Annotated in this window: 15 protein-coding genes; 6 read left to right on the top strand and 9 right to left on the bottom strand. The window is 49.1% G+C overall.

What is annotated here, in order from left to right; all coding sequences use genetic code 11:
• The first annotated feature begins 93 nt into the window (after positions 1-93).
• Together surE and ACYVFD_RS21650 are read left to right on the top strand one after the other, a co-directional pair.
• A complete protein-coding gene (gene surE, locus ACYVFD_RS21655) occupies positions 94-870 on the top strand; it encodes a 5'/3'-nucleotidase SurE (RefSeq protein WP_461092588.1) in 777 nt (258 codons plus the stop codon).
• A 97-nt stretch (positions 871-967) separates the two neighbouring features.
• The gene (locus ACYVFD_RS21650; RefSeq protein ID WP_461092587.1) at positions 968-2524 is read left to right on the top strand and encodes a GH3 family acyl-acid amido synthetase; all 1557 of its coding nucleotides are present in this window, start codon (positions 968-970) and stop codon (positions 2522-2524) included.
• A gap of 67 nt (positions 2525-2591) precedes the next feature.
• Here ACYVFD_RS21650 and ACYVFD_RS21645 read toward each other — a convergent pair whose 3' ends face one another.
• Both ACYVFD_RS21645 and ACYVFD_RS21640 read right to left on the bottom strand, forming a co-directional pair.
• Complete coding sequence (locus ACYVFD_RS21645; protein ID WP_461092586.1) at positions 2592-3230, bottom strand: LysE family translocator; 639 nt, start codon at positions 3228-3230, stop codon at positions 2592-2594.
• Between the two features lie 113 nt (positions 3231-3343).
• The gene (locus tag ACYVFD_RS21640) at positions 3344-3892 is read right to left on the bottom strand and encodes an NUDIX domain-containing protein (RefSeq protein WP_461092585.1); all 549 of its coding nucleotides are present in this window, start codon (positions 3890-3892) and stop codon (positions 3344-3346) included.
• Positions 3893-4056: 164 nt separating this feature from the next.
• Between ACYVFD_RS21640 and ACYVFD_RS21635 the strand changes: the two genes are divergently transcribed.
• Positions 4057-5619 (top strand): M28 family metallopeptidase, encoded by a 1563-nt coding sequence (locus ACYVFD_RS21635; RefSeq protein WP_461092584.1) that lies wholly within the window; start codon positions 4057-4059, stop codon positions 5617-5619.
• 344 nt (positions 5620-5963) lie between these two features.
• A complete protein-coding gene (locus ACYVFD_RS21630) occupies positions 5964-9245 on the top strand; it encodes a ligand-binding sensor domain-containing protein (protein ID WP_461092583.1) in 3282 nt (1093 codons plus the stop codon).
• An 83-nt stretch (positions 9246-9328) separates the two neighbouring features.
• Here the strand turns inward: ACYVFD_RS21630 and ACYVFD_RS21625 are convergent, their stop codons facing one another.
• Positions 9329-10321 carry an amidohydrolase family protein gene (locus ACYVFD_RS21625; protein ID WP_461092582.1) on the bottom strand — a complete coding sequence of 331 codons (993 nt, stop codon included), beginning with the start codon at positions 10319-10321 and terminating at the stop codon, positions 9329-9331.
• A 319-nt stretch (positions 10322-10640) separates the two neighbouring features.
• Between ACYVFD_RS21625 and ACYVFD_RS21620 the strand changes: the two genes are divergently transcribed.
• Both ACYVFD_RS21620 and ACYVFD_RS21615 read left to right on the top strand, forming a co-directional pair.
• Entirely contained in the window at positions 10641-12746 is a 2106-nt protein-coding gene (locus ACYVFD_RS21620) for a glycoside hydrolase family 31 protein (protein ID WP_461092581.1), read from the top strand.
• Positions 12747-12832: 86 nt separating this feature from the next.
• Complete coding sequence (locus ACYVFD_RS21615) at positions 12833-13843, top strand: cation diffusion facilitator family transporter (RefSeq protein ID WP_461092580.1); 1011 nt, start codon at positions 12833-12835, stop codon at positions 13841-13843.
• A 35-nt stretch (positions 13844-13878) separates the two neighbouring features.
• Here the strand turns inward: ACYVFD_RS21615 and ACYVFD_RS21610 are convergent, their stop codons facing one another.
• The 6 genes from ACYVFD_RS21610 to ACYVFD_RS21585 form a co-directional block, all read right to left on the bottom strand.
• Positions 13879-14541, bottom strand: coding sequence for a Uma2 family endonuclease (locus tag ACYVFD_RS21610; protein ID WP_461092579.1), 663 nt, complete (start codon positions 14539-14541; stop codon positions 13879-13881).
• A gap of 66 nt (positions 14542-14607) precedes the next feature.
• On the bottom strand, positions 14608-16980 hold the full coding sequence (locus ACYVFD_RS21605) for a TonB-dependent receptor (RefSeq protein WP_461092578.1): 2373 nt from the start codon (positions 16978-16980) through the stop codon (positions 14608-14610).
• A 48-nt stretch (positions 16981-17028) separates the two neighbouring features.
• Positions 17029-18102, bottom strand: a complete 1074-nt coding sequence (locus ACYVFD_RS21600) for a DUF4249 domain-containing protein (RefSeq protein ID WP_461092577.1) — start codon at positions 18100-18102, stop codon at positions 17029-17031.
• 3 nt (positions 18103-18105) lie between these two features.
• Positions 18106-19428, bottom strand: coding sequence for a Kelch repeat-containing protein (locus tag ACYVFD_RS21595; RefSeq protein ID WP_461092576.1), 1323 nt, complete (start codon positions 19426-19428; stop codon positions 18106-18108).
• A gap of 32 nt (positions 19429-19460) precedes the next feature.
• Entirely contained in the window at positions 19461-20507 is a 1047-nt protein-coding gene (locus tag ACYVFD_RS21590) for a DUF4249 domain-containing protein (RefSeq protein WP_461092575.1), read from the bottom strand.
• Between the two features lie 32 nt (positions 20508-20539).
• Positions 20540-21859 carry a Kelch repeat-containing protein gene (locus tag ACYVFD_RS21585; protein WP_461092574.1) on the bottom strand — a complete coding sequence of 440 codons (1320 nt, stop codon included), beginning with the start codon at positions 21857-21859 and terminating at the stop codon, positions 20540-20542.
• Between the last annotated feature and the right edge of the window lie 110 nt (positions 21860-21969).

The following is a 21969-nucleotide window of genomic DNA, read 5'->3' as shown; positions in this document are numbered from 1 at the left end:
ATACCAGCTCTCCGAAGCGGTCGTCCATGTAAAAACTATCATTATATACTTCATTGACAACTATTGACTACCAGCTATTGACTTTTGACGTGTATGTCTGAACAAAAACCGCTGATTTTAGTAACGAATGACGATGGGATCACATCCCACGGCATTCGAACATTGGTAGACTTGATGAAACAAATTGGCTCGGTGGTTGTCGTAGCTCCCAACAGCCCGCAATCGGGCATGGGTCATGCGATCACGATAGCTAATCCAATACGGCTGTATCCGTCCGATGTTTTCGGCGACATACCGGCCTATGAATGCTCGGGTACGCCTGCCGACTGTGTAAAGCTGGCTAAGCATCACGTCCTGAAAGATCGTTCGCCCGATCTGGTGGTCAGTGGTATCAATCATGGCAGCAATTCATCCATCAGTATTTTATATTCCGGCACCATGTCGGCCGCCATCGAAGCGGCTATCGAAGGCATTCCGGCCATTGGGTTTTCGCTGAACGATTTTACGCGCCAGCCCGATTTTTCGCATACGCATGAACACATTCTGGCTATTGCCCGCAACGTGCTCCAGCAGGGCATTAAGCGGGGAACGGCGTTGAACGTTAATTTCCCAGCCCGTACTGCCGAGCCGTTGAAAGGTATTCAAATCTGTCGGCAGGCGAATGCCAAGTGGCAGGAAGTGTTCGACGAACGGCGCGACCCACACGGGCGTCGGTATTTCTGGCTGGCTGGTGATTTTGTCAACTTCGACACCCACGCCGAAGACACCGACGAATATGCGCTGGCCAACAATTATACCTCTGTTGTTCCCTGTCACTACGACCTGACAGCCTACAGCATGATGGAGGAACTGAAGAACTGGAAGTTATAACTTTAATGGATAATGTAAAATGAATAATGGACAATGAATCTTATGCGATTTATACATTATTCATTTTACATTATCCATTGTTCATTATCAACAAACGATGGCGCTCTTAGGAAGTTTACTTAAAAGTGGTATTCGACTGACGAATGCCGTTCGGCTGCGGAAAACGAATCCGTTCAGCCAGCAACGAAAGGCCTTTCGTAAACTGATTCAGAAAGCACAGTTTACGCAATTTGGTACGACTTACCATTTCGACGAATTACTCCGGTCGGTCGAGTTTGGCACCCACCATGAATTCTACGAGAAATTCAAGAAAAACGTACCCATTCACGACTACAACAAGATGTTCGATACCTGGTGGAATCGGACACTGGCTGGCGAAAAAAACATCACCTGGCCGGGTCGGGTGAAATATTTTGCCCTGAGTTCAGGCACATCCGAAGCCGCGACAAAATACATTCCGGTCACCAAAGCCATGTCGAGGGCCATTCAACGGTCCAGTATTCGCCAAATTCTGACATTGGGAAAATACCAGAATTTACCGGCTACTCTCTACGAAAAAGGCTACCTGATGCTGGGTGGCAGTACAAATCTAAACGCCCGCCAGGGACATTTTGAAGGCGATTTAAGCGGCATTACGGCCAGTCAGATTCCATTCTGGTTCCAGCGATTTTATAAGCCTGGAAAAGATATAGCGCAGGAACGCGACTGGGCGCTGAAGCTGGACGAAATTACGGAACAGGCTGCCGACTGGGATATTGGCTATGTGGTAGGCGTTCCGGCCTGGATTCAGTTGCTGATGGAGAAAATCATTGCCCGATACCAGGTAAAAACCATCCACGACATCTGGCCGAACTTAATGGTGTTTGGTCATGGTGGCGTGTCGTTTGAACCTTACAAGGCAGGTTTTGAAAAGCTCCTTGCCCACCCCATTACCTACATCGAAACCTACCTGGCTTCGGAAGGCTTCATTGCTTTTCAGACCCACCCAAATGCCGAAGGCATGCAACTCGTGCTAAACAACGGCTTATTTTTTGAATTTATCCCCTTCAACGAAAAGAATTTCTCGCCCGATGGCGAACTGGCAGACAACCCCCAAACGCTCATGATCGATGAGGTTGAGGAAGGTAAGGAATATGCGCTACTCATCTCGACCTGTGCGGGTGCCTGGCGCTATCTGATCGGCGATACCATTCGGTTTGTGAATAAAAAACAAGCCGAAATCATAATTACAGGCCGAACGAAACACTTCCTGAGCCTGTGTGGTGAACACCTTTCGGTCGACAACATGAATAAGTCTATTGAGCTGGTATCGCAGGAACTGGGCATTTCGGTTCGTGAATTCACCGTGGCCGGTGTTTCGCACGGTACGCTCTTCGCCCACGACTGGTACATCGGCACCGACGATAAAGTTGACGCGAACCTCCTCCGCGACCGCATCGACGCCAAACTCAAAGAACTCAACGACGATTACGCCGTCGAACGAAAACATGCCCTGAAAGATATTTCGGTAACCGTACTACCAGCCAAAACCTTCTACGACTGGATGGAATCGCGCGGCAAGATGGGCGGTCAGCACAAATTCCCCCGCGTGCTGAAGAAGGGACTGGTGAAGGAGTGGGAAGCCTTTTTAAAGAGCGAAAGAATGAAAGAGTGAAAGAGCGAAAAAAGCTTGCGCTAACCATTCGCTCTTTCACTCTTTCATTCTTTCGCTCTTTAAATACCTACCAATTCAACGCTTTCGACAGGGGCTCCAGCAGGCGATTGTAGGCGATGTTGGCGGCCCCGATCAGGAACACAATGCCGGTGGTGCGGTTAAAAATTTTAACGACGCGGGGTGTAAACAGGCGCTTGAGCCGATTGGCGTAGTAGGCCAGTGCCGATTCGGTGGCAAATACGCCCACTAGTGCCGAAATCATAAATGCATACTGTTGCGCATCGGAATAATGCAGGTGCGAACGAATATAGGCTACAATAGCTACCCAGGCCACAAAATTGACCGGATTGAGGGCGTTCAGAAAAAAGCCCGTCGTAAAATAGTAGACAAAGTTCCCTAAACGAGTTTTGGGATAAGCCAATCGGGGCGTTCCCTTCAGGATATTGACCAGCCCCAGGGCGACAAGGAAGATCACCCCAACCAAAGCCATGATGTTTTCGAAGCCCTGTACCTTGGGGATAAAGGATGTGCCGATCAGAGCCGCAACCACGAAAATAATATCGCCCACAATGACCCCAAATACCATCTTAAGTCCCGACCGAAATCCGTTATCGACACTATTCTGAATCAGGGCAAAAAAAACAGTCCCAAATGTCAGGCAGAGACCAACGCCCAGTAAAAAACCAAAGAGAATAGGTAAGAACACAGAAAGTGAAGTTATAAAGTTGTACGGTTATACAGTTGTAAAGTTCCCTTAAATGACAAGCAGGAATCACCAAGATCACTTTTAAACTTTACAACTGTATAACTCTATAACTGTTAGATTCCCCGCAAGCGGGCTACGATCATCAGGCCACTGACACTAAGTGAATCGGTAATCTGGCTGGTCATGACCATGTTGACGGCTTCGGCCAGCGGAAGCTTCCACACACGCAGGTCTTCGGTTTCTTCAGGAGCATGTTCACCCTGTACCAGTTCTTCAGCAATGTACAGAAATCCTTCTTCGTCGGTGGCTGAGTTAGAGGTATGAATCCGGGCAATTTTGGTCCATTTGGAGGCTTCCAGGCCGGTTTCCTCTTTCAGTTCCCGTTTGGCCGAATCGAGTGGATCGGTTCCGAGTGGCGAGCCCCCTTCAGGAATTTCCCAGGAATATTCGTTCAATGGATAGCGATATTGTCCTACCAGATAGGTATTACCTTCGCTGTCGATGGGAATTACCCCAATGGCTTTGTTCTTAAAACTGACCACGCCATAAATGCCAGAGGTGCCAGCCGGGGTAATTACATCTTCATGGCGAATCGATAGCCAGGGGTTTTCGTATTTGACCGACGAGTTGAGTGTCTGCCAGGGATTTTCGGTTGTTTCCATAGGGGTGAAAGCGGAAGAGGTAATCCCTCCTAAAGCTTTGCCAGCTTGCTGATAATCGGAATTGCTTCTCAAAAAGTCGCTAAGATAGTCCCTTTCGGCCATACGCCACGAACTTCTCCCCCATTTTCGGTATCTTCGGGCTACTACTCAATTCGTTCAATCACATGCACAACAAACTTCTACTAGCTAGTTTATTTCTCGGCACGTCGGTGTTTACCTACGGACAGGATGAGAAACTGAATATGGCTACCATTCAGAAAATTCGCGAGGAAGGGCTGCAGCACTCGCAGGTTATGGAAACGGCTTTTTATCTGACCGATGTCAATGGTCCACGCTTACAAGGGCCCGGTTTCATGAAAGCTGCGAACTGGGCCAAAGGCAAGTTAGCCAGTTGGGGCTTACAAAACCCTCGGCTGGAGCCCTGGGGCGAATGGGGTAAAGGCTGGGCCGTAGAGCATTGCTATCTGGCTATGACCGCTCCCTATTACAAATCGATCATTGCCGTACCTCGAGCCTGGAGTGGCAGCACCAACAAACTACAGGCCGCCGATATCCTCTACATCAGTGCTACGGACACCACGGCCCTGGAAAGCTACCGCAGTAAGCTAAAAAATAAGGTTATCCTGATTGACCAGTCGTACAAAATTCCGCCGACCTACAAGGCCGATGCGACCCGCTTCACCGACGACGAACTTCAGAAAATGGCCAGCGAAGCAGCGCCTAGTCCACGAGCGGGTGGCGACACAACGTTCCGCAGCCGGATGCTGGCTATGCGCACGCAAAATGCGTTCAATCAGAAAATGCGGAAGCTGGCCAAGCAGGAAGGTGCACTCGGTATGCTCAATTCAACCCAGAACAGTGTAGACGGCACCCTGTTTGTTAGTGGCGACTACGCCAATGCCGCTCTAGGATCAACACCCGACGACCTGGCCGACCTGTCGATATCCGTTGAAGATTACCTGACGCTTTGCCGACTCATGAAAGCCGGGGTTCCGGTCAAGCTGGACATTGATGTAAAAACCAAATTTTATACCGACGACACCAAAGGCTATAACGTACTGGCCGAAATTCCGGGTACTGATCCCAAACTGAAAGACGAAGTAGTGATGCTGGGTGCTCACTTCGATTCCTGGCATGCGGCTACGGGCGCCACCGACAATGCTGCCGGAAGTTCGGTGATGATGGAAGCCGTTCGGATTCTGAAAACCATCGGTGTTAAACCCCGCCGTACAATTCGCCTGGCTCTCTGGAGTGGGGAAGAACAAGGATTACACGGCTCCAAGAATTACGTTGCCAATCATTTAGTTGAATCCAGCACGACCAAGCTTACTAAAGAAGGTGATAACATAGCGGCTTACTTCAACGTCGATAATGGAACGGGAAAAATTCGGGGAGTGTATCTGCAAGGCAATCAGGAAGTAGGGCCGATCTTTGCTCAGTGGCTAAAACCGCTCAACGACCTTGGCGCTACAACCATTACACCCAGAAATACTGGTGGCACCGACCATCTTTCGTTCGATCGGGTTGGTTTACCGGGCTTCCAGTTCATTCAGGACCCTATCGAGTACAGCACCCGCACCCACCATACCAATATGGACACCTACGATCATCTCCAACCCGACGACCTGAAACAGGCCGCTACCGTTGTTGCCAGCTTCGTGTATAACGCAGCTATGCGAGATGCTAAATTACCCCGAAAAGCCCCCACTGCTCAGGCATCGCGATAATTGAGTAAATCATTGGCCATATTCTGCGAATTTTATTGAATTTGAACGATATCACTCTTTCAATAGAATTCACGGAATATGGTTATCTAACTGAATTAAAATACGACACAATACGCTTATTTTTAAAATAATTTACTAACATAGCCGCTAATAAGGGATATTGTATATACACAAATGACAATATAAATACCAAACTAAAAATATCTTTAGAGACTGTATGAACAGGTGAAATAATTAGTCAACTTAGTGCCCTTAACTAGTGGATTATACTTGTAAACTGTATATAACAAGTTAGCCATGAAGTTATGACCACCGTACATAATGTTACTTCTTGTTATCATTCAGTGATCAGATTCTTCTGGGCTACCTTACTCTGTATTGCCCTTTTCACAAACTCAGTATCGGGACAAATACCCGCATTTCAGCATCTGGATGTACGCGACGGCTTAGCGCAAAATACCGTACTGGCCATTACCCAAGACGACAGGGGTTTTATGTGGTTCGGTACAGCAGAAGGGCTAAACCGATATGACTCACAAAACTTTAGAGTATACAAGCCAGACCCTGTCAATCCCCATAGTCTTTCGTCTGATTGGATACTCTCTACACTCTTCGACTCACACCATAGACTATGGATTGGTACCGACAAAGGACTCAATCTGTATCATCCAATAACTGACTCATTCCAGCGATTTCTCCACACATCATCTACCACCAGCCTGAGTAACAATTACATAACCTGTATTTATCAGGATCACCAGGGTAGAGTCTGGGTTGGCACCAAACAAGGCCTTAATCAGTTAGCCGACCCGGTCACGGGCCGATTTAAGCGATATTCATTTCCAGGACTGAGCAACTCGATTAACAGCATAACTGGGGATCAGGAGGGGAATTTATGGCTGGCTACCGAAGACGGATTGGTCCAAATGTCATTTTACGGAAATTCTGTTCACTATAAAACCTTTCGGCACGATAACAGCAACTCCAGGAGTCTTAGCGAGAGTTCAGTTACGGCGCTGGCTATTGACAGTCAGCATACGTTATGGGTCGGCACAAAGCATGGCCAACTGGATCGGTTTAATGGTACAGATGAGTCATTTAGCCATTTTCAGGAGATTATTTCGCCACAAGCTTCATTTAAGCAAGCTGAAATTCTAACCTTGCTTTCCGATAAAAAAGGGTCCATATGGATTGGCAAAACCAATGGGCTGGCTCAATTAGAAGTCGGCACAACGAAAGTCACGCACTACCAAAATGACCCCAATAACCCCAAAAGTTTAAACGACAACAACATATTTGCCATTTTTCAGGACCAACAGGCTACGTTATGGCTCGGCACCTATTATGGTGGGGTAAATGTACTTACCCCAAACAATACCCCATTTAAAGTCATCAAAGCAGGTTTACCGGGGAAAGGGCTTAGTTTTAAAATTGTCAGCCAAATTAGGGAAGATTCCCAACGTAATCTATGGATAGGTTCAGATGGCGCCGGTCTGGACTTTCTTAATACCCAAACAGGCCAGATTAAACACTACGGGGCAGGCCCAAACCCTAAAATGGAATTACCGACTCTTCAGGTAAAATCTGTTTATGTCGATAGGGAGGGCTATACATGGGTTGGCATTCGCCGGGGGGGAATTAGCCGCCTGGATCCGGCTCATAAAGAGTGGGTATCCTACCGCTATACTTCAAAAGATTCCTCCTTAATAGCCTCCGATATCGTTTATGCACTGCTAGAAGATAGTCGACAGCAATTTTGGGTTTTAACAGACAAGGGAATTTCTATTTTATCCAAAAAACAAGGTATTCTAAAACCACTTACGGGCAAACCTTCCAGAGTTGCCCAGATAGACACCTTAAAAGTAAGGTCAATACTGGAAGATAAAGAACACAATATTTGGTTAGGCTACAGTGGTGGAATCTATTTACTTGAAAATGGCAGTAACCGGTTAATTTGGCTCCCTTTTACTAAAAATAAAGCGACTCTAAGTCAACATATATTATGCATCCATCAGGACCGACTGGGCAATATTTGGGCAGGAACACGTAAAGATGGCTTAAAACGATTTGATAAAACACAGCATAAGTTTGTTAATTATACAAAAGCGGATGGTCTGAAGTCAACAATTATATTTTCGATACAGAGCGATCCTACGGGTATTCTCTGGTTGGGAACTGAGCAGGGGCTGACTCGGTTTGATCCTATTCGAAAAAGTAGTTTAGTCTACACGGCCGCTGACAACATTAGTGGTAGCGAATTCGAAGCAGATGCATCCTACCAACGTGCTGATGGCACCTTGTATTTTGGCACCAACGATGGTCTGGTCTACTTCCATCCGGCTGCTGTACGGCTTAATACGCAAGTTCCGACTGTAGCCTTCACAAGCCTCGACGTATTGAACAAGCCCATAACGATTGGTGATGAAACTCACTTATTGAGTCGTGATATTAGTCAGACCGACCAACTGGTTTTCAATTATCAGCAAAACTTTTTTAGTATAAACTTTGCCGTACTGAACTACATCAATCCCGAAAAGAATCAATACGCCTATAAACTGAAAGGGATCGACCACGACTGGCACTACCTCAAGAATCCATCCGTCACATTCACGAATTTAGCTCCGGGTCATTATACATTACTGGTAAAAGGAGCGAATAACGATGGTGTATGGAGTATGAAACCTGCCCAGATTGGCATTATTGTCAGACCACCTTTCTGGCGTACCTGGTGGGCCAACTGCTTATATTTTCTTGCCTTTTTCGTTGTCCTTTATCTGATTTTACGGACTTTATGGCTCAAAGAAACCCTTAGACGCGAGCAGGATCTAAATCAGGCTAAACTTGATTTTTTCACGAATATTTCACACGAGATTCGTACGCATCTGACCTTAATCGTTGGTCCTATTGATATGCTTTTACTAAACAAAAAGAAGGATAAGGAAGTACAGACCCAGCTAACGTATGCCAAAAATAGCTCTGGAAACTTACTCAATCTGGTTAGCGAATTGCTGGACTTTCGAAAAGCAGAAGCCAACCAGTTGCCACTTCGAATTACGAATAATGATCTGGTCAGTTTCGTACGGAATAGCCTCAATTCGTTCCAATATGAAACCGAGAAGCGAAAAATCAATCTTTTATTCTCAGCCAATAAAGACGCGATTCATCTGTGGTTTGATCCTGACCAATTAGCCAAAGTGATTTATAATTTACTGGCCAACGCCTATAAATTTATTCATGATGGCGGAGAAATAGACGTTCGGCTGGAAGAAGAAACGCACGTGGTCAAAATCAGGATTACCGACAATGGTAAAGGGATTGCCAAAGAGAATGTAAAAAATCTCTTCACGAATTATTTTCAAGTCTATGACTTCGATTCAAAGAACACAGGCTATGGAATCGGATTGGCGCTGGCCAAAACGATTACCGAACTGCACCATGGTACACTGATCGTGGAAAGCCGGGAAGCCAGCGCATCCCGCCCTGGATATACCTGTTTTATCGTTACGTTGCTAAAAGGCAATAGTCATTTTACAAAAGAACAACTTGCCGACCCTGTGCTTTCCTGGATTGACCAGGCGCTGAATACCCCCACAAATCCGATAAAACGGGATAGCTCTACTAAATAGCAAACAGGTGATCATCCGTTTACACAACATCCCGACAGGTTCAAATCTGTCGGGATGTTGTGTAAACTACTAGTTGCAATCGGCTACTTCAACTTATTGGCATCCAGTCGGAAGAAACGAACGGCGTTGTTAAACAGAATATCGCGCTTCTGATCGAACGATAGGTAGTCAGCATTTTCAATAATACTGATCGAGGTTTCGAACAGTTTAGGCCACATCATAAAATCGGTGCCGTATAGAATCCGCTTGCCAAAACCAGCCTGCACCAGCCGCTTCAGGTACATATGAATTTCGGCCTGCGGATAGCTCCAGATAAAGCCCGCCAGATCGACATACACATAAGCGTTAGCCCCCATCAGCGCAATCATTTCGTCCAGCATCGGGTAGCCCGCGTGCATCACCCAGATTTTTAGCTTCGGATGGCGAGCCAGTACGTCTTCGAGCAGGAACGGGCTACCCAGCGACGCCCGGTATTTCGCCTGTGTCAGGTTAGCCATCCCGTTGCCGCCAGTGCCCATATGGATACCCACCGGAATATTCAGTTTTTCGGCGGCTGCAAAATACCCGTCCAACGACATATCGCTGGGCGATAACCCCTGGTACTGCGGAGCCACTTCGCCCATCACTTTATAAAAACCCGATGATAATGAATCGGTAAAAGCCTGTACGGTCATGTCCTTGGGCGAGCTAACCCCAATACCCGGAATAACCCGGTCGGGAGCCGCTTTTTTCAATTTTCGTAAGATCTGAGGATCACCGTACGCTACGATGGTCATATTAAGCCGCTCCATCGTCTCCAATATAGCCTTCTGCATTTCCTCATCCGACTTAGCCGGTTGTAGGGGATCGACGCAATCGGTATTCAGGAAGGCACGCATCTGTAGATTCTGGGTTGGGTCACCACCGGGCATATCGCGCAGAAACCAGGGGCACATTTCAACGGCAAAGCCAGGACTTACCTTCATCGCGTGTACATGGACGTCGATAATCGGCAAGGGGCGCCTGGGTGGAGTTGTTTGCGCCAAAGCGCTAACTGCCATCCAGAGGGAGGCTATAAGTAAAGCAATCTTTTTCATGAGAAAATAGAATATGAATCGTTAGGAACGAGAATGCAGGTACAAAACAATTGCATCACAGAATCTTTACGTCAAAAGTACATAAAGACTCATTATGTAAAAACAACACATAGCTTTTTTACGGATAATATTTTGGGTTTATCATCATTTATACATGCGTCACAGACGCGAACTTCGCTGGGCCGCGATGCAATCGCGGCCCAGCGTTTCTCAATTTGAGTAGCTGCGTACCCCCGACTTGCTTCTCCATATCAAAGCCATCTGAACTACTACCATGTCCGTCCGACGCCTTACCTTATTGATTTTTATCGGTCTTAGTATGAGCTCATTCGCTACAGCTCAGTCGACAGATTTTCGATGGGAACCAGTAGCAGCGGGTGTGTGGAAGGCCGTAGTGGGAACATCGGATCGAATCACTCCCTTGGCCATAACAGGCATCACCCCACAAATTGACCGCTTGAAATCGTTAGGCGAGCGCCCGTTTCCCAGCGTCTTAACCGGCAGTATCCACCAATTAACTGATGGCAAAACGTACTTACGCTTCCCTTTACAGAAAGGCGAACAACTATTCGGACTAGGGCTAAATTTCAAAACTGTTCAGCAACGGGGCCAGATTAAAACCCTGCACGTCGATCATTACAATGGGAAGGACAACGGACGTACGCACGCTCCGGTACCGTTCTATGTGTCCAGCCTGGGCTATGGCGTACTGATCAATTCGGCACGCTACATCACCGTGTATGCCGGAACAGCCGTTCGGACGGACAGTCCAGACGTTCCGCCCGAAAAAGACCGAAATACGCAACGCGACTGGAGTGCGCAGCCTTACTCTGATGCGGTCGAAATGGTCGTACCGGCTTTAGGTACCGAAGTGTACGTGTTTGCGGGTAATTCGCCGATGGAAGTGGTGCAACGGTATAACCTGTATAATGGTGGCGGGGTGTTGCCGCCCAAGTGGGGGCTAGGCTTTACGCATCGTATGCCAACGTTGTTTGCCGACAAGCAAATACTGGCTGAAGTGGCCGATTTCGAAACCAGAGGGTATCCATTATGTTTTGTCGGACTGGAGCCTGGCTGGCAATCGCACTCTTACCCGAATAGTTTTGTCTGGGATAGTACTCGTTTTCCAAAGCCTGCGCAATTTCTGGAGACACTGCGCCAAAAGAATATCCGGGCCAACTTGTGGATAAACCCATATGTATCATCCCATTCGCCGATTTTCAAAGACATACTGCCCTACACCGGCTCTCATATGGTCTGGGTTGGACGTGTACCGGATTTTACCCTTCCCAAACCGCAGGAGCTGTACAAGCAGCTATTCAGTCAACAACATCTGTCAATTGGGATTTCGGGTTATAAAGTCGATGAAGTGGACGGGTACGACCATTGGCTCTGGCCGGATGTGGCTACGTTTCCATCGGGTATTCCAGCCGAACAGATGCGCCAGATCTACGGCCTGCAATTTCAGAAAATGACCGACAACTGGTTTCGGGAACGAAATCAGCGGACTTACGGACTGGTGCGGGGCTCCAATGCTGGTGCCTCAGCCCTGCCCTATGTGATTTACAACGACTACTACGACCACCGCGATTTCATTACGGCCCTGTGTACCAGTAGTTTCATTGGCGTATTGTGGACGCCCGAAGCCCGCTCGTCGAAAACGTCGGAAGAGTGGCTTCGGCGGATGCAGTCGGTCTGTTTTTCGCCCATGGCCATGCTGAATGCCTGGGCCGATGGCACCAAACCCTGGACGTTTGCCGATGTGGCACAGGATGTTAAAGATGTCATGCTCCTGCGTATGCAGCTACTCCCTTACCTGTACACTACCTTCGCGCAGTACCATTATGCCGGAAAACCACCCATCCGGGCCATGAATCTGGTCGATGGTTTTTCGGTTACGTCCCATACCACCGAAGGGCGGTTGAATTCGACCGATAACCCGTATGCCATGGCCGCTTCTAAAGACCTGAATGACCAGTTTATGATTGGCGATTATTTGTTGGTAGCGCCCATGTTTGCTGGTCAATCTAAGCGGACGGTATGGCTACCTGCGGGTAAATGGTATGATTTCTATACCGGTCGGTTCGTTGGCGAGGCCCAGCTTATTGAGATCGCGCCCGGTCTATCCAAAATTCCGTTGTTCGTGAAAGACGGGGGTATTATTCCCATGATTCCCTCGCGGCTAAACATACCCGGCAATCAGGAGAAGCTTGCTTTGACCATACGCCATTATGGAACTAAAGAAACGACCTGGGCGCTGTACGATGACGACGGCGAAACCTACAATTACGAGCGAGGCCTGTTCACCTGGACACCCTTGACCGTAAAACGTGATCGACAAGGCAAACGTGTAGGCAACTGGGCTCGGCCAACTACGCCTGACTTTCACTATAGTTCCATCAACTGGCAGTTTATGACGCCTTAAATGGAGTCGGCTGACTGAGTTTTAGACCATCGAATCCGGTCCAGAATCATTATCTTTGCGCTTTCAAACACTATATCAACGGCCTCATGAGTGCCAGTCAACAAACGAAATACCGCTGGATGGGTATCTCGCTGGGGCTGAGTATTGCCCTGCTGATTCTCAAGTTCACAGCGTACTTTCTGACCTATTCAACGGCCATTCTGTCCGATGCGGTCGAATCGATTGTGAACGTCATTGCCAGCGGGTTCGCCTTTTACAGCATCTACCTGGCTGGGCAACCCCGCGATCTGAATCATCCCTACGGACACGGTAAAATTGAGTTTTTGTCGTCCGGTTTCGAGGGCGCTATGATTTTGTCGGCTGGGATCGTCATCATCTGGCAGGCCATTCTGAGCTTTTTTGAACCGAAAGTACTGAGCAACCTCGACTGGGGCTTTGTGCTGGTCGGTATTACGGCTGCGGCCAACGCCTTTGTTGGCTGGATGCTCATTCGGTCGGGGCGACAAACGGATTCGGCAGCGCTCACTGCCGATGGTAAACACCTGCTCACCGATACCTTCAGTAGTATTGTCGTGATGGTTGGCGTGGCACTGGTTGCCTTTACAGGCCAGCACTGGATCGATAGTGCCCTGTCGTTAGGCTTGTCGCTGGTCATTATCTACAACGGTTTCCAGATTACCCGCCAGTCGGTAGCCCGGCTCATGGACGAAACCGACATCCCAACCCTGAACCGGGTCGTCGAGTTACTGAATACCAATCGTGATCGGAACTGGATCGATGTCCATAACTTACGCGTGCAGAAATACGGGGCCGACCTCCATATCGACTGTCACCTAACCCTCCCTTACTACTGGGAACTGACCAACGTACACGACGAGGTACACCATTTCGAAGATACGCTGAAGGATGGCTTTGAGGCTGAAGTGGAAATTTTTGTGCATACCGATCCGTGTATGCAGGACTGTTGTCATTACTGTCAGGTCGCCAATTGCCCGGTGCGCGGGTCAGCCTTTATCAGCGATGTAGCCTGGACAGCCGAAAATCTGCAATTGAATCAGAAGCATTTTGTACCGCCCACCGTGCTGACTAATTCCTGATTCTCAAGCTAAAGCTCCTAGCAATTTAGTGGTGCTTAGGACTTAAGTAGATCTCGTAAGGCAAGAATATTGGCCGTTTCGTCAAATACAGCCCGAACGGGTATCGAAAATCCCGCCACCGCATGACTACTGATAGTATCTTTCAGCCCGAACGTACCGATTAAAGCGTATTCCAGCGTATCAGCGTCAATACCGTATTGTTCGACTGTTCGGCGCAGTGGGTCGACAATCCAGTATTCCGATACACCGTGGGCAGCGTAATCAGCGAATTTGGTCTCTCGGTCAATTTTTTCGGTACTCTTCGACAGTACTTCTATGACAAAATCGGGGACTGGGTAGTAGAGTTGATCGGGCATAATCTGTGCAGCCTTGGCTGGCCCAAAATAGCACACGTCGGGTTCATAGCTATTACGCGTCAGCTCAACCAGCGCTTTTTCGGCCCGAACATACCCCAACTGACGGTCGTTAACAAAAACGTTCAGCAACGTTGCCAACAGCAGCATCGCCGAGTTGTGGCGGTCCAGGGCAGGCGAATGCACCACGACTTCTCCATTGATGAACTCGGCTTTTTTATCTTCATCCAGCCATTCATAAAAGGCACGCCGTTTATGGCGCTCTTCGTCCAGAATAGCCTGCGCTTTTTGGAGAATGAGCGGAGCCTGCGGGGTATCTAGAATTTGCAGCAGTAGTTCAGACATGGCATTGGCGGGTGTTTACCAAAGGTAACGATTTATCGGCTAATTCTATACAACGACAACCAGCCATTACCAGTTAAAATTCCAGCTTACCGAGGGAATGATCGTCCCGAAAACGGATAGCTGATAGCTTTTGGTCGTGGTATTTACCCGCTGAAAATAAATTGAATAGGGGTTTTTGTGGGCGTATACGTTGTAAAATGAGAACGACCAGTTGCTGTATCGACGTTGCCCCACTGTCCGGCGGCCATCTTTCGTAAACGACACATCCAGCCGATGATAATCGGGAATACGGTCGGCGTTGCGCTGTGAATAATCCAGCACTTTGGTGCCATTGAGTCGGTACGTACCATCCGGGTAGGTAGTAGGTCGGCCACTGGTATACACGAAATTGGTCCCAAACGTCCAGCCACGGCTCCATTTCCACTGGGTAGCGATGGTCAGGTTATGGGGTCGGTCGAAGGTGGATGGATACCAGTCTCCGCCGTTGATCTGCACACTGGCATAGGGGCTCGGCACCTGCGCCAGTGTCCGCGAGTAGGTATAGGCGACCAGTCCGGTCAACAAGCCACGGGTTTTCTGAATACTAACCTCCACCCCATAGGCCCTCCCTTTCGCCCGTAGTAGATCGGCATCCAGCGTTGGGTTAAGCAGTAGCGTAGCCCCGTTTCGGTATTCAACCAGATTTTCGAGGGATTTATGGTAGACCTCGATTGAGGTTTCAAGGGCATTATCGGCAACGTTGCGGAAGTAGCCAATCGCAAACTGGTCGGCCACCTGCGGAGGTACCAGCGCATCACTGACTTTCCAGAAATCGACGGGCGAAATGGCGGTTGTGTTTGAAATCAGGTGCAGGTACTGCCGAGTCCGGTTATAACTCACTTTTAATGAGCTATTCTGGGTCAGATTCGCCCGGATGGTCAGGCGGGGCTCCCACCCGCTGTATTGCGCCAGTGGTTGTCCACTCCCAAAATGCAGCGTATCAGTAAGGCTCTCGCGCGTGCGGGGTTGCCCCTCAGCATACGTATAAGCTACCCCTGGCCCCACATTGGTAAACTGTGCATACCGAATACCGGCCTGTACCGACAACACCCGCGAAGGGGTCCACTCTTCCGACACATAGCCAGCCCATTCGCGAGCCTGTTCGGTGGGTAGGGTTAAACTGATAATGTTTGAATTATCGCCCGTCGGGCTGATGGCTCCCGGCAGCAACTGATAGCCGGTCAATGACCCACCAAACTCAATCCGATGAGCCGCCATAGGCGTCCATAGCCAATCGAGTCGGGCATCGCGCTGGCGGATAGTTGATCGATAGCGGTAAGTGTTGGCAACGGTCAGTCCGTCCAGAAAAAACTGATAATGGCTTTGAGTGGCGTTCAGATTGAGCGAAAGATGGGGATTCAAGCGCTGGCTCCAGCGAGCCGTAACAAGCGTCGACTGGGTGGTATAGAGCGTATCCTGTGGAAATTTAAAGGTATCATAACTCCGATATACTGTAGCAGTTACCTGACTATTTTCGTTGATCCGGTACGTCAGCCGACCATTCAGATCATAGAAAAACGCCCGGTCTTTATTGGTGGGAGCCGGAAACAACCCCAGGGTAAACGATGGATAGGCAATTCGTCCTCCTGCCAGAAACGTCAGTTTTTTAGTTTTGGTAACGGGCCCCTGCACTACCAGCCGACTGGTCAATAAACCGATCCCACCATTGACACTGATTCGTTCCGATTCGCCTGCTTTGGTATTCATTAGCAACAACGACGATAGCCGTCCCCCATACGCTGCCGGAATGCCGCCTTTGTAAAGTGTTACATCCTGAATGGCATCGGCATTAAGGTTACTCAACAGCCCCAGCATATGACTCGTATTGAACAACGGAGCCCCATCCAGCAGCACCAGATTCTGATCGGTACGGCCTCCGCGCACATTGAACCCACCCGCTCCTTCACCTACTGTACTGACACCCGGCTGCAAAGTCAACGCTTTCAGAATATCGACCTCACCAAACACCACCGGAATGTTGCGCAGGTTTTTCATATCGAGCCGTACTACACTCATCTGCGTTGCCGATACATTGGCATCGGGTGTCCGGCCCGTTACATTCACTTCATCCAGTTGGCGTGTATCGGGGTTCAGCGCCACTTCCATCCGTATAGTTTGTTGGCTAATCTCCAGAAACCGGCTGCGCGGATAATACCCAACTGCCGAGAAGGTTAGAGTATACGGACCGGGCAGTACCTGCATACTAAAAGCGCCGGTACTATCGGTTGTCGTACCGGCCCCCTGCTTTTTATCGTAGACCGACACGTTCGCCATCGGTTTGCCCGTTACGCCGTCTTTCACCTGCCCATAAATACGAAACCGAATCTGAGCCCATAAACCGGAACTGGTCATAAGCAGCAGGGTGCTAATCAGAACAAGGCGAAGGTAGAATTGAAGCATATCATCAAAAAATTAGCGATTGTCATTAGCTACTTGTCGATCAGGTTGTCAGCGAGGAGGCCATCCCTGGGGTGGTACTGGAATAGGTTGCACGAAATTAACATCACAGCTACCGGTGAGTGGAATAAACTGCTTCCCATAAATCAGAAACTTGTCGTAATTAATGGTATCGCCGGGTATGATGAGCCGTTGCTGACTCATCGACGAAGCACCAAAAAAACCCAGGGCAAGTTTGGTTGTATCGACCACCGAGCGCACATTCCCTTCGATAGACGCTGGTTGCGGATCGAACAACGAACCCGTTCGGCTGCGTTGCTGCTCGTAAAGGTTCCAGTACTGGTAAGCCGCCCGCGTTATGGAGTATTGGCGTACCTGCACATAGTAATTGCCTACGGCGTAAATCGGCACGCTAAAAACGGCTCGATTGCTGATTCGATTGCCATTGATGAGCGCATCCGACAGCACATCGGTTGGTGGCCCAAAGATGGGCACCCAGCACGAGCAGTAACATCTATCATAGCCAAATGGGGTTAGGGTCGGATGCTTCGGGTCAAATTTGGTCCAGCGGGGAATATAGGCCATCGACGACCAGCGATAATAATTTCCGGGACCAGGCGGGTCCTGCGTATCGACCAGCACATCGTACCAATCGGGCTGTCCTAACTCGCTGAACCCTTTTCGGGAACGTGCCTGTAACGGATCAAGTGTCGGTACAGGGGTAAGCAGCTCAGGCTTTGATTCATACCGACTCCCATTAGGCAACGTCACCGACAACGTGTACGAACGACCAACCCGGCCAATAAAACTACTGTCGTTTACGCCATAATAAGCCGGTGCAAACGGGTCGGGTACCAACCGCACTCGGTTACCCAGATCGTCGTTGATCACCACAAGCGCATCATTGATGACTAGTTCGGGCGTAGCCGGATTATTGGAATCGTATTTGCCTGTATACGTAAGGCGCACCCACGGAAAGGGGCCATTGGTCACCAATCCTTCAACTACCAGCCGACGTTCAGTCTGGCGAATGGGCAAACTGACCTCATCGACACAACTCCATACCAACAAGAGCAGGCTATAGCTCAACCAGCGTAGATGGCGTATATGTCGTGTTTTTCGCATCGGTTAATTGCCTTTGAATTCCCAAAAATCAGTACAACCAACTAACCGGATACCACCTGCCAACGTAGCCTGATGCTCATAGCCCCAACCGAGGTAGGTATGCCCTGGCACTTCACTGACCACTAAATAGGTGCTGGCTGCCCCCGGATAATCGGTTACATAACGCCACTGATCGCTACCAGGATCATATAGCCACACATCCCGCAGGGTTTCGTCATTGGGCGAAATACCAAGGCCAAAATATCCTTTGTCGTTGCGCTGAAACCCAATACCCCGGCTCCGAATGGCACCCGGGAAATTAGCTTTTCGGGACCATTGCTCCGTTTTGGTATCGAACGCCCATACATGGGCTGCCTGCTGCGGACGTTGATTTATGACATAGCCCGTTGTACCAATCCGAAAAGTAGCTAATGTACCCGTTGGTTCAGGTAGGTCGGGAGCGCGGTACTGGTCCCAGGTACCCATCCGAACCCACACCTGAGAAGGGCCACCTTCAACGAGCTGATAAGCCCGGTCGAGTACGGCAAACCAACGAACCTCACCATCGGGTCCGGCAAAATCGGGAATGACCATATCCTTAAGATACTGTCGCTGACCAGGCAGCAGTTCGTTGACGACAAACCCTAGCCCAGACATTGTATACTCAACCCCTTTGGCGGCCTGTAAACGAAATCGCACTAAACCATGACTTGCTCTGTAGTCATAGGTAAATTTGAAGGCATACCAACTATCGATGCCAGCAGTATAACTCAGCGTTTGCCAGGTATCATCCCGCTTCAACTGCCAAATCGATACCTGCGAGTTATCAGCGCCCGGTATATTGGCTGTACTTAACGCACTTCCGGCAAAATCACCCCCGTCTACAGGCGCATGTGCAAGTCGAGCCCAATACGACTGACCTGGGTTATGGCGATACGAACGTTGCACAGAAATGGAATCGCCACCAGCGTTCTTGGTAGAAAACCGAAGCCGATACGTCCGGCCCGCCACCAAACCTGTAGCCTGATAGGGCATTAGATTGAACAAATCCAGGCGACTCACCGAAGCCGCCTGAACCGAAACAGGTTTGCCAGTGGTATCGACAATAGTCAGTTGCCAGTCGGGTGGGTTGAATTCAAACCCTGACTTGACGATAATTTCGGCCCGATCCGATGCCATCGGCTGAACACTCACCAGCGTTGGCGGAATAATGGACGATTCGTCAGCTAAAATGATAGGTATATCATCCGTTCTACTACAACTGACTACTCCTATCAGGGCCAGGGCCAGAATAAGCCCTGAAACGCCCGTCATTGGTGTAGAGAGTAGAGTAGACAGTCGGTTCATATCGTCAACCTTTCTGGACAATGAGTCCTTTTTTACCAACCCGTTGGCGGAGTTAGTCGGTATACGGGGAAGTTATCAGGACAATGCCCCGGCGGAATAAACGATTTATTCAGGCGGTTCAGAAACGTATCGTATTGAATGGTATCGCCCGGAATAACCAGCCGTTTGGTACTGACCGACGATGCCCCAAAATAGCCCAGTGCCAGCACCGTGGTATCGGCCTGCTGATGCATGTTGCCTTCAATGGAGGCTGGCTGTGGGTCGAACAGCGACCCGGTGCGGCTGCGCTGTTCTTCATAAAGTTTCCAGTACTGGTAAGCCGGACGGGTCAGCGAATACTGCCGAACTTCAACGTACTGCCGCCCAATCGCATATACCGGCGAATTGAATACAGCTCTATGGCTGATTCGGTTACCATTGATTAATGCATCTGATAGAACATTGGTCAACTGACCGTAATAAGGTACCCAACATGAGCAATCATTACAAACACTGATACTTCCTACAGGAGGATGCAGAGGGTCATAACTAGCCCAGCGTGGAACATAACTGTAGCTCGACCACCGGTAATAATCACCGGGGGTAGCCGGATCGCGGGTATCAATCAGAACCGAGTACATATCAGGTTGCCCCGAAACCCCACTTGATCGTTGGTACTCAGCATAAATCTGCTCAATAGGAGCGACAGGGGCTAATAGCTCGGGCGTGGAAACATAGACACTGCCATCAGGCAACACAACTTTAAGCGTGTACCGATGCCCAGACTGACCTCGAAAAGTTGGGTCCCGTACCCAATAATACGAAGGTAGCAACGGGTCCTGCTCAAGCTGAACAGTTCGATCGCCATTATCGGTAATGGTCACAACAGCCCCATTAATGATGAGTTCTTCGGGAAAACCTCCTCCCGACGAATAAGCTCCCGACCACGTCAGTTTAATGGGGTAAGGAGGAGGCTCATTGGTAATAAACCCATCGACTACCAAACGTGGCTGCACCTGACGAATCGGCAGTTGAACTTCATCGACACAAGCCACTGCCAACAGTAGTAAGCCAATTAGTACACTTCGGTATATAGTCATCAACATCTTTATTCTGTGCGGATATAACATGATCAGGGAACAAATTCCCAGAAATCGGTACAGCCTACGATCCGGCGCCCCACCGATCCGGCCACCATCTGATTTTCATATCCCCAACCTAAATAAGCATGCTTAGGCCCACTCCACACTACCAGATAGCGGTTTCCCTGCCCCGGATAGTCGGTCAGATACTGCCAGGTGTCGGTACTGGGATCGTATTGCCAGATGTCGCGTAGGCCGCTTTGATCCGTTGCCGTTCCCAGCCCAAAATACCCCTTCCCGTTGACCGAAAAGCCTATTCCTCTTGATCGTTGCATTCCCGGAAAATCGGCTTTTCGGGCCCAGGTATCTTTCTGCGAATCATAGGCAAACAGATGCGGCTGTCTTCCAGGTAGCTGATTGACCACATAACCCGTTTCGCCGATGCTAAACGTGGCCATGACGCCTGGTTTTTCGGGTAGCGGAGCCCGCGCTTCCTGCTCAAACTGGGCGTAAATACCACGCATAGCAGGCGAACTATTGTTGGTCAGGAAAAACGCCCATTCGGTGGTCGTAAAATAAACTACCTCTCCATCCTCTCCCTGGTAATAAGGAATTACGGCGCTACCACCATCCGGAAAAATCGCGTATAAATCCCGCGCATACATGTATTTGTCAGGAAACAGATCATCGGTCTGGTAGCCCATGCCATAGAAATAGGACCGGTCGATATTGTGATAATACAGTACATACTCAATCAGTCCATGTCGGCGCGTCAGAGCGGGTGGGGTATAATCATACCAGGTATTCAGTTGGTAATTATACAAAGCCCGCTGCCAGGTGTCGGCATCCACATACCGGGTGACCTGCACCGTACTACCCGACCGATTCAGATCTGACACGAAGCTGACAATCGATCCCGTAAAGTCACCATTATCGAACGGCAACTGGGCCAGCCGCTTCCAGGGATTGTAGCTGGTATGGGTATACGCCCGCTCCAGGGTAAGCGTGTCTTTCTGGTTATAGCGAAAACCCAGCCGCAATGTATAGGCCTGCCCTTTTGCTACTCCCGATAGGCGGAATATAGTCAAACTGAATGGATCATACTGCTCAGTATCGCCTGCTGTCAGCGTCAACAGGGTGCCGGATGAAGTCTGGGCAGTTAATCGCCAGTCGGTAGGCTTGATGGCCGAGGTCAGTTTTACGATTACTTCGGCGGTTGTCTCGCCGGTTGGCTGTACCGATACCAAAGCAGCCTGCGACGGCAAAACCACTCTTGTATTAACAATCAGGGCAGGTTCAGGCGCTTTCGAACGGCATGTTATTAACAACGCGGTTAGCCCAAGCAGCCACCATCTTAACCGTTTATTCACAGGAAGTTGCCATATATATGATCATTGCGCAATATAGGGCCACAAAGAGAATATTTAGTATTAAAATAATTTTTCTTTATCGAAATAGTTGTATTAAATCTTTTTATTTA

This window comes from Spirosoma gilvum, assembly GCF_054776815.1.
Note: the sequence above shows the minus strand (reverse complement) of the source record. Positions and strands in the feature narration are given on the sequence as shown.

Excerpts from the sequence above, each read along its gene's own strand:
- surE (WP_461092588.1), top strand. The coding sequence starts at position 94 with ATGTCTGAACAAAAACCGCTGATTTTAGTAACGAATGACGATGGGATC.
- ACYVFD_RS21650 (WP_461092587.1), top strand. The coding sequence starts at position 968 with ATGGCGCTCTTAGGAAGTTTACTTAAAAGTGGTATTCGACTGACGAAT.
- ACYVFD_RS21640 (WP_461092585.1), bottom strand. The coding sequence starts at position 3,892 with ATGGAAACAACCGAAAATCCCTGGCAGACACTCAACTCGTCGGTCAAA.
- ACYVFD_RS21635 (WP_461092584.1), top strand. The coding sequence starts at position 4,057 with ATGCACAACAAACTTCTACTAGCTAGTTTATTTCTCGGCACGTCGGTG.
- ACYVFD_RS21625 (WP_461092582.1), bottom strand. The coding sequence starts at position 10,321 with ATGAAAAAGATTGCTTTACTTATAGCCTCCCTCTGGATGGCAGTTAGC.
- ACYVFD_RS21620 (WP_461092581.1), top strand. The coding sequence starts at position 10,641 with ATGAGCTCATTCGCTACAGCTCAGTCGACAGATTTTCGATGGGAACCA.
- ACYVFD_RS21615 (WP_461092580.1), top strand. The coding sequence starts at position 12,833 with ATGAGTGCCAGTCAACAAACGAAATACCGCTGGATGGGTATCTCGCTG.
- ACYVFD_RS21610 (WP_461092579.1), bottom strand. The coding sequence starts at position 14,541 with ATGTCTGAACTACTGCTGCAAATTCTAGATACCCCGCAGGCTCCGCTC.
- ACYVFD_RS21605 (WP_461092578.1), bottom strand. The coding sequence starts at position 16,980 with ATGCTTCAATTCTACCTTCGCCTTGTTCTGATTAGCACCCTGCTGCTT.
- ACYVFD_RS21600 (WP_461092577.1), bottom strand. The coding sequence starts at position 18,102 with ATGCGAAAAACACGACATATACGCCATCTACGCTGGTTGAGCTATAGC.
- ACYVFD_RS21595 (WP_461092576.1), bottom strand. The coding sequence starts at position 19,428 with ATGAACCGACTGTCTACTCTACTCTCTACACCAATGACGGGCGTTTCA.
- ACYVFD_RS21590 (WP_461092575.1), bottom strand. The coding sequence starts at position 20,507 with ATGACTATATACCGAAGTGTACTAATTGGCTTACTACTGTTGGCAGTG.